Here is a 15,109-nt window from a genome sequence, read left to right on the forward strand (position 1 = left end):
GGACGGGTGGTCGATGGCCGCCATTATGCATGATCGCGGTCGGCCACCCGCCCCGGGCGCACCGGCTCAGCGGGTGACTTTGCGGCCGAGGAAGTCGCGCATCAGGCGTGCGATCTGCTCGCCGTCTTCTTCCAGCGCGAAGTGGCCGGTGTCAAACAGGTGCAGCTCGGCCTTGGGCAGGTCGCGCAGATAGGGGGTGGCGCCTTCCGCCGGGAATATCTTGTCGTTCTTGCCCCAGACGATCAGCATCGGCGGCTGGTGCTTGCGGAAATACGCCTGCCAGCCCGGATACAGCGGCGGATTGGTGCCGTAGCTGTAGAACATCTCGAGCTGGATCGCCTTGTTGCCGGGGCGGTCCATATAGGCCTGGTCGATCACGGCGGAATCGGGACTGACGTGGCCGGCCGGGTCGCGATAGCCTTCGGAATACTGCCAGCGCGTGGCGTCGAACTCGAACAGAGGCCGCAACTTGGCCGCGTTGGCTTCGCTCTTGTCCTTCCAGTAGGCCTTGGCCGGCACCCAGAACGGGTTGTCCAGCCCCTCGTCATAGGCGTTGCCATTCTGGACCACGATGGCGCTGATCCGTTCGGGATGGGTTGCCGCCAGCCGATAGCCGATCGGCGCGCCATAGTCCATTACGTACATGGCGTAGCGGGTCAGGCCAACCTTGGTGGTGAACTTGTCGATGGTGGCAGCCAGGTTGTCGAAGCTGTAGGTGTAGCGGTCCATCGGCGGCTGGTCGCTCTGGCCGTAGCCGGGAAAGTCGGGCGCGATCACGCGGTAGCGGTCGGACAGCTTCGGAATCAGTTCGCGGAACATGTGGGACGAGGTCGGGAAGCCATGCAGCAGCAGGATGGCCGGGGCGTCCTTCGGGCCGGCTTCGCGGTAGAACACCTTGACGCCGTCGACGTCGACCTTGTGGTAGCTGACGGTGGCCGCGGCCTGTGACGCCGGCTTTGCCGGAGCCGGCGCGGCGCCATGGACGGGCTGGATCAGCGCGGCAAACAGCGTCGCGCAGGCGGTGAGCGCAAGGCCCACGCGATGGAAACGAAGAGCGGTCATGATCATCCTCTTTCAGGTTCATTGCTTGTGAATGGAGCGGCGCTGTCGGTTACCCGTGGCAGGTAACGCTAACAGTGTGGCGCGGCCGGGCTGGGAGGAGAATCGGCGCTCGACGCAATTGACTGTTACGTTCTGAGCAATGGCATCGCACGGCGCATCCGGCCATCGCATGCCTGCGTATCTGCTTGTGACCTTGCGTGTCTTCGCAGTCTCAACTCGATCCAGGGAGTATTACGTGTCAGGCGTTATTTCTAACCGCATCCACGAACTTGCTCGCGCCGCGCGGATGCTGGCAGTCATCGGCGCAGCGCTCAAGCTGCGTTCCGGCACGGGCGTCGAAGCCGCCATCCATGAGCACATCAGGGACGGGCTGCGACTGGCCCTGGGCGATGCCGCCGCGGACCTCGACGACGCGCAGATCGCGCCGCTACTCGTCGAGATCGAGATGGCATTCGTGGAAAGCGGCGAACTGTTCAGGGAACCTGATCGCACAGCCCAGTGGAAGATCGAAGACCGCAACCATCTCCAGGCGATGGGGCGTTCCTCCAGCAATGCATTCGACCGCATCCTGGGCCTTGCCAGCACACGGCCTTCTTTGCAGGCGGCGCTGGATGGCGTGTTTCTCGATGTCGGCACCGGGGTCGGCGGCGTCGCGCTGCGGGCCGCGCAGACATGTCCTGACCTCGACATCGACGCGATCGACATCTGGGAACCCGCATTGCGTCTCGCCGCCGAGAACGTGGCCGCCAGTGCGCATTCCGGCCGCATCCGGCTGAGGCGTCTCGACGTGACCGAACTCGATCCTGGTCCGCGCTATACGCTGGCGTGGCTTCCCACCATGTTCATGACACTGCCGCTGCTCGAACAGGCGATCGACCGGATCGCGGCCGCATCGCGCAGCGGAGGCTGGCTGATTGCGCCGCTGTACACCCGATCGGACGACCCGTTCATGGCGGTGATGTCGTCGTTGCGCACGCTGCGTAGTGGGGGCGAAGTCACGCACGCCACGCAACTCGAGGCGCTGCTTCGTGCGCGCGGGTATGTCGATATCGAAGTGGATGTGGGGCCGGTAGCGACGTTCGTCATGGGCAGGCGTCCCTGAGCGCCATAAGGCGCCGGCGACTGCCCCTGCCCTTCGCTACGGACACGTATAAGCGATGCCGAGGCTACGCGGGAGCAATGTGCTCGCTTGCGGCGACCAGTGCTGCGCGTTCATCGAGCATGCCTCATCAGCGGCCAATTGCCCCATCACGTGATAATGCCGGCACGGCGCATGGTGCTCCATTCCAATTGCACATACTATTCAGGATTTTCTGAATCATTTTTCTGCATCGATTTTTTATTGACATCTTGTGGTGCAAGCATATCTTCTGTACGCTGCTTGTCCTTCTCATGAAGTTCACGCACCATTCTTGTCATAGTTTCCATATCGGCAACAGGCATTGATGATGAGCCAGCGATATTTATTAATTGCTGCTGTAGCTGAGATTGAAGTTCCATTGGCAAGAATGGCACGTCAGTTATCATTTCTTCGGTAGCTACATTGATTTTGTTTAGCACCCCTCGGATTAAGTTCGTATTACTATCCATGGTGCTCATCGCAACTCCAGCTCTTTCCATCAATTGGATTAATTGTTCGGATTTTCCATCACGTTCTTTAGACGCTTCTAGTCGCAAATTTTCGCGACGGATTTGCTCTCGGGCCAACATCAGCAACTCTTCCAACTGGTCGTTTACGGCCCGCACAGGCGTTGATACCTCTACAGCGGGAATACTTCCTAAACGATCTTCAAGTTTCGGCCACCAAACGTCAATGATTTCATCTAGTTCGGCAGCATCAATTTCACGACCCACATTTAAGCTTTCATTGATAGTCTTAAGTACCCGACCAATACCAATACGGTTCAGCTCATTACCTTGAAACTGAGAAAGTGGACCTTTTATTTGCCCGGGACTCATATCGAATGTCAGCGGGCAAACTTTGGTTTGCTCTAATGTCTTTGACAGCGCGCCAGCCTCAAATAGCAACCATGGATTGTGTTGATTCTCAGGAGTAACACAAATTATCCCGACTTTAGCCTTATTCAACGTGCCCGATACATCAGTTAACCATCGCGCTCCGGCTGAAATATCTTCAGCTGACATCCATGGTCGGGCAGACTGAATTACTTTAGGCAACCACTGACGTATCGTCTCGGCAACAGCCTTACTACGCGGACCTGACCAGCTAATAAAAGTTTCCATGTGAAAAATTAATGAATTTCCGAAATATATATTAACGACTTATCATGCACAGCTCAAAAAAAATCCACCGCCACAACATAATGGCCTTCAACATCAACTGAAAATTAACGTCAGCAATAGCCTATTAAAATTCGAAGAATTTTTTAAAATAAAATACTAGGCACTGCGACCCAATACCACTTGATATAACCTAGCATCCTTAAAAATTCTCCAGAGTGAAACAGCCTAATCATACCAACCTTTAAAAGCTTGGATGTTGCCACTCACATCACTAGACCTACAACCTCACTAGCACCTACATATAGTGCCATTTAAAAAATAATCTTAATTTCCGATAAACCCTGCTGCCATTTACCGCTTAATATTTTCGCTTAACTATACACTCAAACCAAATCTAAAAGCGGCATGTGTTGTTTTTCGACATAAAATTCACTATAAACCACTTTAGCCACCAATTTGGCAAAGAGGAGACAAATTGGTGATTTTATGCAAGATGCTTACAAACGGAAAAGGGTTAACGCAAATAGCGCTAACCCTTTTTTATTGGTAGGCCTCCCGTGAGTCGAACACGGCACCAACGGATTATGAGTCCGCTGCTCTAACCAAGCATGAGCTAGAGGCCCAGAAACTGGAACGGTGGAAGTAGAACTCGCCACCTGCTCACCGGCATTGCACCAGATGAGCGAAGTGGCGAGAGCATATTGCCTTTACTGCTGGTACGTCAAGCCTGCACCACTAATCAGCTGCTGCCCTCGAGGAAGCTCTTGAGCTTGTCCGAACGCGATGGGTGACGGAGTTTACGCAGCGCCTTCGCCTCGATCTGGCGAATCCGCTCGCGGGTCACGTCGAACTGCTTGCCTACTTCTTCCAGCGTGTGGTCGGTCGACATCTCGATGCCGAAGCGCATGCGCAGCACCTTGGCTTCGCGTGGCGTCAGCGAGTCGAGCACGTCCTTCACCACGCCACGCATCGAGGCGTGCAGGGCCGCATCCGACGGCGCCAGGGTGTTGTTGTCCTCGATAAAATCGCCCAGATGCGAATCGTCGTCGTCACCGATCGGCGTTTCCATGGAGATTGGCTCTTTTGCAATCTTCATGATCTTGCGAATCTTATCTTCCGGCATTTCCATCTTGATCGCGAGCGTCGCCGGATCCGGTTCGGCGCCGGTCTCTTGCAGGATCTGGCGCGAGATCCGGTTCATCTTGTTGATCGTTTCGATCATGTGCACCGGAATACGGATCGTGCGCGCCTGGTCCGCGATCGAGCGGGTGATCGCCTGGCGAATCCACCACGTCGCATACGTCGAGAATTTATAGCCGCGACGGTATTCGAACTTGTCCACCGCCTTCATCAGGCCGATATTGCCTTCCTGGATCAGGTCGAGGAATTGCAGGCCGCGGTTGGTGTACTTCTTGGCGATCGAAATCACCAGACGCAAGTTGGCCTCGGTCATTTCGCGCTTGGCCTTGCGCGCCTTCATTTCACCAGCCGCCATTTGACGGTTGATGTTGCGCAGGTCTGGCAGCGGCAACACGACGCGCGCTTGCAGGTCGATCAGGCGTTGCTGCAGTTCCTTGATCGTCGGGATGTTACGGCCCAGGATGGCGCTATAGGCGTGGCCAGCGTTGACTTCACCGTCGACCCATTCCAGGTTCGTTTCATTGCCCGGGAAGACCTTGATGAAGTGGGCGCGCGGCATGCCGCAGCGGTTCACCGCGACGTCGAGGATCTGCTTCTCGATGTGGCGCACTTCGTCGACCTGGCCGCGCAAGGTGTCGCACAGCTTCTCGACCACCTTGGCCGTGAAGCGGATGCCCAGCAGCTCGCTCGAGATCGCTTCTTGCGCCTTGACGTAGGCTTTCGAGTTATAGCCGTCCTTCTCGAAGGCCTTGCGCATCTTGTCGAACTGCTGGCCGATCTCGTCGAACCTGCCGAGGGCGGCCTGCTTGAGCGCTTCGAGCTGCTCGGCCGAGTAGCCCGCAGCGGCGCCGGTGCCGGTCGAGGCTTCTTCTTCCTCTTCCTCTTCCTCGGCGTCTTCTTCGTCTTCGTCGTCGTCGTCGGAATCGGTCGAGGTCGGGGCGACCGCCGTCGGCGACGTATCTTCGCCTCCTTGCGGGTCGACCATGCCGTCGACGATCTCGTCGATCTTGATCTCGTCGCGCTCGATCTTGTTGGCGGCGTCGATGATCTCGGCGATGGTCACCGGGCAGGCGGAGATCGCCTGGATCATGTCCTTCAGGCCGTCCTCGATGCGTTTCGCGATCTCGATCTCGCCTTCGCGGGTCAGCAGCTCGACCGAGCCCATCTCGCGCATATACATGCGGACCGGGTCGGTGGTGCGGCCGAAGTCGGAGTCGACCGTCGACAGCGCGGCCTCGGCCGCAGCCTCGGCTTCGTCGTCGCTCGTGGCGTTAGGAACATTATCGGACAGCAGCAGCGTCTCGGCATCGGGCGCATGCTCGTAGACGGCGATGCCCATGTCGTTGAAGGTGCCGATGATGCCTTCGATCGCTTCCGGATCGACGATATTCTCGGGCAGATGGTCGTTGATCTCGGAATACGTGAGGAAGCCGCGCTCCTTGCCCGACTTGATCAGGGCCTTGAGCTTGTTGCGGCGCAGCTCGAGCTCTTCCTCGCTGGCCTCGGTATCGGACGAGAACGCGTCTTTCAGCAGCGCTTTTTCTTTGGCTTTGCGGTCCTTGGCCTTGGCCTTGTCCGCCGCCTTCAGCTCGGCGCGCTCGACCGCGTTCAGTGCTGCGATCTCGTCGTTCTCGGGGGTAAATTCCTTCGGCTTGCGACCACGGCGTCCCGGTACCTTGACGGAAGGCAGGACGTAGCCCGACGTGTCGATCGCGGCCAGGGTGGCCGCATCGGTCGTCTGACTGACAGGCGCTGGGTTCGCCGTACGAACCTCGGCCTTGTCTTGCGAATTGTCCGCCTTGGCGGCAGACGCTCTCGTGGTTTTCGCAGCCACGTTGGTTTCGGGTTTCTTGGTTGGCACAGGCGCTTTCGATGTCACAACGACTAACTTTACGATGGTTAAAAATAAAGTTTTGTTACCTTACATCATCCTGCAGGCACAAATCCATGGGCCTCGCTAACTGAAACACCACGCGTCCAATGGAACCGAAAATGGTTTCAACAGTTGCAATAGTTAGCGTTTTATTATAGCACGCACCCCACCTTTTTCCAGTTGCGAGCGCCTGGGCGTCCAGGGCGGAGCCAGGTGATCATCGGGGTGCCATCTCGGCAGCGGCCTCGCGGGCCAGAAGGTCCTGCTGAGCAACAATCTCGCGGTAGCGAGCACTTACCTGATCTGGGGTCAGACCAGAAGAAAACAACTGGTTAAGCTCCTGCTTTAACGAATCCACCTTGATCTGTCGCACAGAACTTAACAGAACAATGCGGTCTCCATCGACCTCATTTTCCGGTTCCGCAGCGATTTCGGCGATCATCGCATCGTATTCGTTCGTCACTTCCCTGAGTTGCTGGGACAGGGCCGCGAAGGTGCCATGTTCGCCCAAAGCCTGCGCGGTCTCGACCAGGTGGCGCAGGCGATCGGAACTTTCCTCCCCAAAATAATCGAAGGCCGTCAAAGCCTGCTCGTCGAGCTGCAGGGCCAGGTGCGGGTGCGCGACCAGGATGCGCAGCATCTTGAGCTCGAGCCCCACTGGCTCGGGCCGCCCCTGGCGCGGCGGCGCGCGGCGCACGGTCGCCACCGGCTTGGACAACTCGAACAGGCTTTCGATCTCCGCCGGCGTCGATTGGGTCATGCTGGCCAGGCCGCGCACGATCTGCAGGCGCAGGCTCGACGGCGTCATCGCCTGCAGCAGCGGCTTGGCCTCGAACTGGGCGTGGGCCCGCCCTTCCGGCGTGTCGAGGTCATGCTCCTGCGTCACTTCGCGCAACAGGAATTGCGACAGCGGCATCGCGTCGGAAATCTCTTGCTCGAAGGCTTCGGCCCCGCGCTCGCGCACGAAGCTGTCCGGGTCGTGTTCCTGCGGCAAGAACAGGAACTTGATCGTCTTGTCGTCGCTCACCTGCGGCAGGCAGGCCTCCAGCGCGCGGCGCGCGGCGCGGCGGCCGGCCTTGTCGCCGTCGAAACTGAAGATCACGTCGTCGGTCTGGCGCAACAGCTTTTGTACGTGGGTCGTGGTGCAGGCGGTGCCGAGGGTGGCGACCGCTTGCGGGAAGCCCAGCTGGGCCAGCGCGACGACGTCCATATAGCCTTCGGTCACCAGCACGTAGCCGGCGTCGCGGATCGCCTGGCGCGCCTCGAACAGGCCGTACAGTTCCAGGCCTTTCTGGAACAGCGGGGTTTCGGGCGAGTTCAGGTATTTCGGTTCGCCGCCGTCGAGCACGCGGCCGCCGAAGCCGATCACCTGGCCTTTGGTATTGCGGATCGGGAACATGACGCGCTCGCGGAAGCGATCGTAGCGGCGCTGGTGATTGCCCTGCTCGTCGACCTTGTCGATCACCAGGCCGGATTCGACCAGCACGTGGGCGTCGTAGTCGGGGAAGATCGAGCGCAGGCCGTCCCAGCCGGATGGCGCATAGCCCATGCCGAAGCGGGCAGCCACTTCGCCCGTCAGGCCCCGGTTCTTGAGGTAGGCGATGGCGCTCGGCGCTTCGCGCAACTGGGCGCGGTAAAAATTGCAGGCCTGGGTCAGCGCATCGGTCATGGCCAGCGTCTGCGCCTGCTGGGCGGCGCGCTGGGCCGGCGGGATCCGGTCGTCGGCGTCGGGCACGATCATGCCCGCATTCTGGGCCAGGTCCTTGACGGCATCGACGAAGCCCATGCCCGAGTACTCGATCAGGAAGCCGATCGCGGTGCCATGGGCGCCGCAGCCGAAGCAGTGATAGAACTGCTTGGTCGGGCTGACCGTGAAGCTGGGGGATTTTTCGTTATGGAATGGGCACAGGCCCATGAAGTTGGCGCCGCCCTTCTTGAGCTGGACGTAGCGGCCGACAATGTCGACGATGTCGACGCGGTTAAGTAAATCGGTGATGAAAGTTTGCGGAATCACTTGGCGTTACACAGTGTTTGTCTATGGTCAGACTATACCGCAGCGTTTGCTGCAAGTTGATATGCAACAAGATGATGTTCCCGCACGATAGCGCGCGGGAACATCATGTGGCTTATCAGGCGCCGGCCAGGGCCTTCTTGACCAGGCCCGAGACAACGGTCATGTCGGCACGGCCCGCCAGCTTCGGCTTGAGCACGCCCATCAGCTTGCCCATGTCTTGCGGGCCGGTGGCGCCGGTGGCGGCCACGGCGGCGGCGACTTCGGCGGCGATTTCTTCGTCAGACAGGCCGGCAGGCATATAGGTCGACAGGATGGCCATCTCGGCCTTCTCGATGTCGGCCAGGTCGGCGCGGCCGCCGGCTTCGAACTGGGTGATCGAATCCTTGCGCTGCTTGATCATCTTTTCGATCACGGCCGTCACCTGGGTGTCGTCCAGCTGGGTCTGTTCGTCGAGTTCCTTGCGCTTGACTTCGGCGATGATCAGGCGCACGGCGGCCAGGCGGCCGGTTTCCTTGGCGCGCATCGCTGCTTTCATGTCTTCGGTCAGTTGTTCTTTCAAGCTCATGGAATCTCCGTATTCGGTGGTGTGACTGGATCTAGCCACTGACGAGACGGTCAGTGGCGTGGCGCAAACGACAAAACCCGCTGCGGCGAAACCGAAGCGGGCTTGCGGACATCAGCGACTCGCCGGGACAGACATCGCCGTCACCGGGTCTTGGCCGGCTGATCTGTAATTAGTACAGTTTCTTCGGCAGTTGCTGGCTGCGGATGCGCTTGTAGTGACGCTTCACGGCAGCTGCCAGCTTGCGCTTGCGCTCTGCGGTAGGCTTTTCGTAGAACTCGCGTGCGCGCAGCTCAGTCAGCAGACCGGTTTTTTCGATGGTGCGTTTGAAGCGACGCATTGCGACTTCGAACGGCTCGTTTTCTTTAAGGCGGATAGTGGTCATGTAAAAATTGAACCGTTGGATTTAGACAAGAACGAAATTCTAGCATCGTTTGTCGATCAATGGAAGCGTTTATGTCGCCGTCAATCGCGGTGTGCCGCGATTGACACATCAGCCATTGGCCAGCGCCAGGCCGGCCGCGACGCCCGATGCCCAGGCCCACTGGAAGTTGTAGCCACCCAGCCAGCCGGTGACGTCGACCGTCTCGCCGATGAAGTATAAACCCGGCACTTTATTGGCCATCATGGTCTGCTGCGACAATTCCCTGGTGTCGACGCCGCCCAGCGTCACCTCGGCCTTGCGATACCCTTCCGAGCCGGTCGGCACGATAGCCCAGCGGTTGATCGCGTCGCCCAGCTGGCGCAATTTCGCGTCGGTCATGTCGGGCAGGCGCGCGGCTGGGTCGAAGCCATTGGCCATCAGCAAGCCGTCGGCCAGGCGCGCCGGCAGCCATTGGGCCAGCACATTGCCCAGCTGTTTTTTCTCGGTCTTCTTCAGGCCGATCAGGGTCTCCGCCACGTCCATCTCGGGCAGCAGGTCGATCACGATCGGCGTGCCCGGCTGCCAGTAGCTGGAAATCTGCAGGATCGCCGGGCCGGACAGGCCGCGGTGCGTGAACAGCAAATCTTCGCGAAAATGGCCGCGCAAGCTCCCCTTCCCTTTCGCGCTGCCCGTGCTCACCTCGACCTCGAGCGCGATGCCTGCCAGCGGCACGAAGGGCTCCCAGCTGGGGCCGTCGAAGGTCAGCGGCACCAGGCCGGGGCGGGTTTCCACCAGTTTCAGGTCGAATTGTCTGGCGATGCGGTAGCCGAGGTCGGTCGCGCCGATCTTGGGGATCGACAGGCCGCCGGTGGCAACCACGACATTGTCGACCAGCAATTCGCCGCCATCCGTGTCGATCGAGAAACCTGCCTCCAGTTTTTGCACATTCGCCACCTTGCAGGGCATGCGCCATTCCACGCCGCCGGCATCGCACTCGGCGCGCAGCATGGCGATGATCTGCTCGGCCGAATCGTTGCAGAACAATTGCCCTTTGTGCTTTTCGTGGTGGCTGATGCGGTATTTCTTTACCAGCGCCAGGAAATCCTGGGCCGTGTAGCGCGACAGCGCGCTCTTGCAGAAGTGCGGATTCTGCGACAGGTAGTTTTGCGGGCCGGCGTTGATATTGGTGAAATTGCAGCGGCCGCCGCCCGAGATGCGGATTTTCTCGGCCAGCTTGCCGGCATGGTCGATCAGCACCACATGCTTGCCCTGCTGCGCCGCCACGGCCGCGCACATCATCCCGGCCGCGCCCGCGCCGATCACCGCCACATCGTATTGTTTTGCCATGCCTGTTGCTTCCCGCCTTGCGTCGAACCCGCCATTGTAATGCCAGCGGCGGGTCCCGGTCAGCCGCTATTCCAGCGGCTGGCTGCGCGCGCGGATCTTGCGCGACACTTCCACGCAATACGCCACCTGGGTCGCGATCGAGGCCGGCACCGGCACTTCGCCGCGCAGCGCGGCGCCGATCCAGGCCGCGGTGGTGGCCGCGTCACGGCCATCGGGCACCTCGGACAGGTCGTCGGTCGGCGCATCGCGCTCGACCAGCAGCGCGCGCTGGCCGGCATGGAACCAGTCGATACGCTGGGCGCGGTGCGGATGTGCCACTGTCTCGCCCTCGGTGCCGCGCATCAGGAAGGCGTCGCCCTGCGTCTCGCTGTCCACGCCCTCGAAGAATCCGCCCAGGGTTTCCAGATACTCGGGATGGGTGTACGACACCAGGCGCAGCGCCGGCCCATCGAAAGGCTGCAGGATCTTGACCAGGGTGTGGGTCGAATTGCGCACGCCCAGCACCCGCCGCAGCGCCAGCATCTGGGCCAGTCGCGGGGCCAGGTGCTCGATCGGCATGAAGGCCGGACGCAGGTGGACGAACTCGTTCTGCACCTCGGCGGCGGTCGTGGCTTCAGCCAGGCCCAGCGCCTGCAGGATCTCGGCGGTGGTCACGCGCCCCGGGTCGGTGCGCACGCCATGCACCAGGGTCGGCACGCCTTCGCGCGCCAGCAGCAGGGCCAGCAGCGGCGTCAGGTTGGCCAGCTTGCGCGCGCCGTTATAGGTCGGGATCAGGACCGGGGCGAACTCGCCGCGCGGCGTGGGCAGCGGCGCGAACGAGGCGGCGGCGGCGTCCATGAAGCCGCCAAGCTCTTCCACGGACTCGCCCTTGATGCGCATGGCGAGCAGGATGGCGCCCAGTTCGAGGTCCGAGACCCGGCCTTCCAGCATGGCGGCGTAGAGCGCGCGCGCATCCTCGCGCGTCATGCTGCGCGCGCCTTTGACGCCGCGGCCGATTTCCTTGATGAAGGGGGCGGCGACAAAGCGCTCGATGTCATTCGTGTCGGTAGTCATGGCAAAAGGATACACGGGAACGGGACTGGCCTGCAGCACAGGCAGCAGCGGCATATGGTTTTTGCGATATCGCTTGTGCACGTGCAGCAATTTCCGTCTACACTGGCCGATCCACCTGAAAAAACCAGATAGCATCATGACCAGCACGCCTCAAATCGAAAATACCAATGTCAGCTCGTTCACCCGCATGCCCACGCCGGTCGAGCTCCATGCGACCCTGCCGCTGAGCGACCGCGCCTATGCGACCGTCATGGGTGGTCGCGAGACGCTGCGCAATATCCTGGATCGCAAGGACAAGCGCCTGTTCGTCGTCGTCGGCCCCTGCTCGATCCACGATCCCGAGGCCGGCCTCGACTATGCGCGCCGCCTGAAGGCGCTGCAGGACGAAGTCAGCCAGACCATGGTGCTGGTGATGCGCGTGTATTTCGAGAAGCCGCGCACCACCACCGGCTGGAAGGGCTATATCAACGATCCGTTCATGGACGACTCGTTCCGCGTCGACGTCGGCATGGAACGCGCGCGCCGCTTCCTGCTCGACGTGTGCGAGCTGGGCTTGCCGACCGCGACCGAGGCGCTGGACCCGATTTCCCCGCAATACCTGGGCGACCTGATCGCCTGGACCGCGATCGGCGCGCGCACCACCGAATCGCAGACCCACCGCGAGATGTCGTCCGGCCTGTCCACGCCAGTGGGCTTCAAGAACGGCACCGACGGCGACGTCAGCATCGCGATCAATGCGGTGCTGTCCTCGGCCAATCCGCATGCCTTCCTGGGCATCAATGGCCAGGGCTCGGTATCGATCGTGCGCACCAGCGGCAATGCCTATGGGCACGTGGTGCTGCGCGGCGGCGGCGGACGGCCGAACTACGATTCGGTGTCGGTGGCGATTGCCGAGCAGGCGCTGACCAAGGCCAAGCTGCCGGCCAACCTGGTGGTCGACTGCTCGCATGCGAACAGCTACAAGAAGCCGGAACTGCAGCCGCTGGTGATGTCGGACGTGATCCAGCAAATTCGTCATGGCAATCAATCGCTGGTGGGCGTGATGATCGAGTCGAATATCGTCAGCGGCAGCCAGGCGATTCCCGCCGACCTGTCGCAGCTGAGCTATGGCTGCTCGGTGACCGATGGCTGCATCGGCTGGGACGAGACCGAGAGCATGTTGCGTCAAGCGCACAAGGAGTTATTGCAGCGTCCGTGAATTCGAACGAACCGTACGGTAAAATCGACGGTTCTGCCTAATTCAAACTGCTCCTCCCATGATCGTTCTCGGCGTCGAATCCTCCTGCGATGAAACCGGCTTTGCTCTGTATGACACCGAGCGCGGCCTGCTGTCCCACGCCCTGCACTCGCAGGTCGCCATGCACGAGGAGTATGGCGGCGTGGTGCCGGAACTCGCTTCGCGCGACCATATCCGGCGCGCCATTCCGCTGCTGGACGAAGTCCTGAAACGCGCGGACTTGCCGGCGTCGAACATCGACGCCATCGCCTACACGCAAGGACCAGGCCTGGCCGGCGCGCTGCTGGTCGGCTCCTCGGTCGCCTGCAGCCTGGCGCTGGCGCTCGATAAACCCGTGCTCGGCGTGCATCACCTCGAGGGTCACCTGCTGTCGCCGCTGCTCGCTTCCGAGCGCCCGGAATTCCCCTTCCTCGCCCTGCTGGTCTCGGGCGGGCATACCCAGCTGATGCGGGTCGACGGCGTCGGCAGCTATACGCTGCTGGGCGAGACCCTGGACGACGCGGCCGGCGAAGCCTTCGACAAGTCGGCCAAGCTGCTGGGCCTGGGCTACCCGGGCGGGCCGGCAATTTCTCGCCTGGCGGAGTTCGGCGATCCGACCGCCTATACCCTGCCCCGTCCTATGCTCCACAGCAAGGATTTCAATTTCAGTTTCTCGGGACTGAAGACGGCGGTGCTCACCGTGGTCAAGAACCACCAGGAAAAGGTCATCGCAAATATCTGCGAGCAGGACAAGGCGAACATCGCGCGCGGCTTTGTCGATGCGATCGTCGACGTGCTCACCGCGAAATGCGTCAATGCAATGAAGCACACGGGCCTGAAGCGCCTCGTGATTGCGGGTGGCGTCGGCGCCAACAAGCAATTGCGCGAGTCGCTGAACGCGGCCGCTGCCAGGCGCAAGTTCAAGGTCTATTACCCGGAGCTGGAATTCTGCACCGATAATGGGGCCATGATCGCCTTTGCCGGCGCCATGCGTCTCGAGCGCAATCCGGCCCTGGCCCAGCGCGATTACGCCTTCACAGTGCGTCCGCGCTGGCCGCTGGACGAGCTCGAAGCTGCCTGAATAACAAGGGAATTGCTCGAATTCGCCATTGAACTTGCCAGCCTGACATCGATCCTACCGTGTGACCGTTGCTCGCCAAACGGTGGCAATATCCGTCGATCAAGATTTACGGAGGTGAACAATGCGCGTAGTAAGCTGGAATATTCGTTGGGGTTGTGGCAAGGACGGGAGGATACGCATCCATGCGATCATCGACGTGCTGCGCCGGCTGAACCCCGATGTGATCTGCCTGCAAGAGGTGGCCGCCAACCACCCCGAGCTCGAGGGCAGCGCCAGCGCCAACCAGTTCAAGCAGCTCAGCGGCGCATTCGGCGGCTACCACGCGATGGAGCACGCCCCGAGTGAAATCTACAAGAACAATGTTCCGCGCATGTTCGGCAACCTGATCCTCTCCAAGTACCGCATCTCGCAGGTGCACCGCCACTTGCTGCCCTGGCCGGCCGATCCGGAGCACCCCGCCGGCATGCCGCGCGGCCTGCTCGAAACCGTGATCGATGCGCCAGCCGGCAAGCTGCGCCTGCTGACCACCCACCTGGAATACTATTCGCCGCCGCAGCGCATGGCGCAAGTGGCGCGCATCCGCGAGCTGCATGCCGAAGCCTGCGCCCGCTCGCGCCTGTTCCAGCCCGATCCGAACCTCGATGCGCCATTCCAGCTGGGCTTCCGGCCCGGTTCGGCGATCCTGTGCGGCGATTTCAATTTCGCACCCGATGCGCCGGATTACCAGGCACTCCTGGGCGCGCCTGAACCTGGCGCGCTGCCGCTGGTGGACGCCTGGCGCGTGCTGCACGGCGACATGGCGCGCGCACCGACCACCGGGCTGCACGGTTTCCCGTGGCCCGAGCGGCCTGAGTGCTATGACTATTTCTTCGTCACCGACGACCTCGCGTCGCGGCTGACGGCGCTCGACGTGCAGTCGGAGACGGCGGCGTCGGATCATCAGCCGGTGGTGCTGGAATTGACGTAAGTCCCTAGAGCCGCATGGAACATACACAGTATTAGGTCGCCCCAAGACCGTCGTTCCCGCGCAGGCGGGAACCTAAGTTGTTCGCGTTACGACAGCGCTAGCAAACTTGGGTTCCCGCCTGTGATGTGACCCCTTAAACTGAGACGGGTGGATGTTCGTTTAGACGGCCTGGGCTCTGTATTGCAC

General features: G+C 61.0%; 12 protein-coding genes and 1 tRNA gene. 4 read left to right on the plus strand and 9 right to left on the minus strand.

Annotated features, from left to right (window positions below; all coding sequences use genetic code 11):
• Window positions 1-66 precede the first annotated feature (66 nt).
• Complete coding sequence (locus tag AC3A6F_RS24795) at window positions 67-1,062, minus strand: alpha/beta fold hydrolase (RefSeq protein WP_487686375.1); 996 nt, start codon at window positions 1,060-1,062, stop codon at window positions 67-69.
• A gap of 235 nt (window positions 1,063-1,297) precedes the next feature.
• Here AC3A6F_RS24795 and AC3A6F_RS24800 point away from each other — a divergent pair, with 235 nt between their 5' ends.
• Entirely contained in the window at window positions 1,298-2,164 is an 867-nt protein-coding gene (locus AC3A6F_RS24800; RefSeq protein ID WP_487686377.1) for an SAM-dependent methyltransferase, read from the plus strand.
• Between the two features lie 197 nt (window positions 2,165-2,361).
• Here the strand turns inward: AC3A6F_RS24800 and AC3A6F_RS24805 are convergent, their stop codons facing one another.
• The 8 genes from AC3A6F_RS24805 to ybiB all read right to left on the minus strand — a co-directional run bounded on the left by AC3A6F_RS24805 (window position 2,362) and on the right by ybiB (window position 11,659).
• On the minus strand, window positions 2,362-3,306 hold the full coding sequence (locus AC3A6F_RS24805) for a TIR domain-containing protein (protein ID WP_487686379.1): 945 nt from the start codon (window positions 3,304-3,306) through the stop codon (window positions 2,362-2,364).
• Window positions 3,307-3,850: 544 nt separating this feature from the next.
• Window positions 3,851-3,929, minus strand: a tRNA-Ile gene (locus AC3A6F_RS24810).
• Between the two features lie 116 nt (window positions 3,930-4,045).
• Window positions 4,046-6,307 (minus strand): RNA polymerase sigma factor RpoD, encoded by a 2,262-nt coding sequence (gene rpoD, locus AC3A6F_RS24815; RefSeq protein WP_487686381.1) that lies wholly within the window; start codon window positions 6,305-6,307, stop codon window positions 4,046-4,048.
• Window positions 6,308-6,536: 229 nt separating this feature from the next.
• Window positions 6,537-8,333: a DNA primase gene (gene dnaG, locus AC3A6F_RS24820; protein WP_487686383.1), complete on the minus strand. Its 1,797-nt coding sequence runs from the start codon at window positions 8,331-8,333 to the stop codon at window positions 6,537-6,539.
• Window positions 8,334-8,448: 115 nt separating this feature from the next.
• Entirely contained in the window at window positions 8,449-8,898 is a 450-nt protein-coding gene (locus tag AC3A6F_RS24825; RefSeq protein ID WP_487686385.1) for a GatB/YqeY domain-containing protein, read from the minus strand.
• Between the two features lie 169 nt (window positions 8,899-9,067).
• Window positions 9,068-9,280, minus strand: a complete 213-nt coding sequence (gene rpsU / locus AC3A6F_RS24830; RefSeq protein WP_005665410.1) for a 30S ribosomal protein S21 — start codon at window positions 9,278-9,280, stop codon at window positions 9,068-9,070.
• Window positions 9,281-9,388: 108 nt separating this feature from the next.
• Window positions 9,389-10,606 (minus strand): BaiN/RdsA family NAD(P)/FAD-dependent oxidoreductase, encoded by a 1,218-nt coding sequence (locus AC3A6F_RS24835; RefSeq protein WP_487686389.1) that lies wholly within the window; start codon window positions 10,604-10,606, stop codon window positions 9,389-9,391.
• A 66-nt stretch (window positions 10,607-10,672) separates the two neighbouring features.
• Window positions 10,673-11,659, minus strand: a complete 987-nt coding sequence (gene ybiB / locus AC3A6F_RS24840) for a DNA-binding protein YbiB (protein ID WP_487686403.1) — start codon at window positions 11,657-11,659, stop codon at window positions 10,673-10,675.
• A gap of 136 nt (window positions 11,660-11,795) precedes the next feature.
• Here ybiB and AC3A6F_RS24845 point away from each other — a divergent pair, with 136 nt between their 5' ends.
• The 3 genes from AC3A6F_RS24845 (at window position 11,796) to AC3A6F_RS24855 (ending at window position 14,923) form a co-directional block, all read left to right on the plus strand.
• Entirely contained in the window at window positions 11,796-12,857 is a 1,062-nt protein-coding gene (locus AC3A6F_RS24845) for a 3-deoxy-7-phosphoheptulonate synthase (protein ID WP_487686391.1), read from the plus strand.
• Between the two features lie 58 nt (window positions 12,858-12,915).
• Window positions 12,916-13,956 carry a tRNA (adenosine(37)-N6)-threonylcarbamoyltransferase complex transferase subunit TsaD gene (gene tsaD / locus AC3A6F_RS24850; protein ID WP_487686393.1) on the plus strand — a complete coding sequence of 347 codons (1,041 nt, stop codon included), beginning with the start codon at window positions 12,916-12,918 and terminating at the stop codon, window positions 13,954-13,956.
• A 121-nt stretch (window positions 13,957-14,077) separates the two neighbouring features.
• Window positions 14,078-14,923, plus strand: coding sequence for an endonuclease/exonuclease/phosphatase family protein (locus tag AC3A6F_RS24855; protein WP_487686395.1), 846 nt, complete (start codon window positions 14,078-14,080; stop codon window positions 14,921-14,923).
• Window positions 14,924-15,109 lie beyond the last annotated feature (186 nt).

It is taken from the genome of Massilia sp. Soil_C_3 (assembly GCF_057657035.1).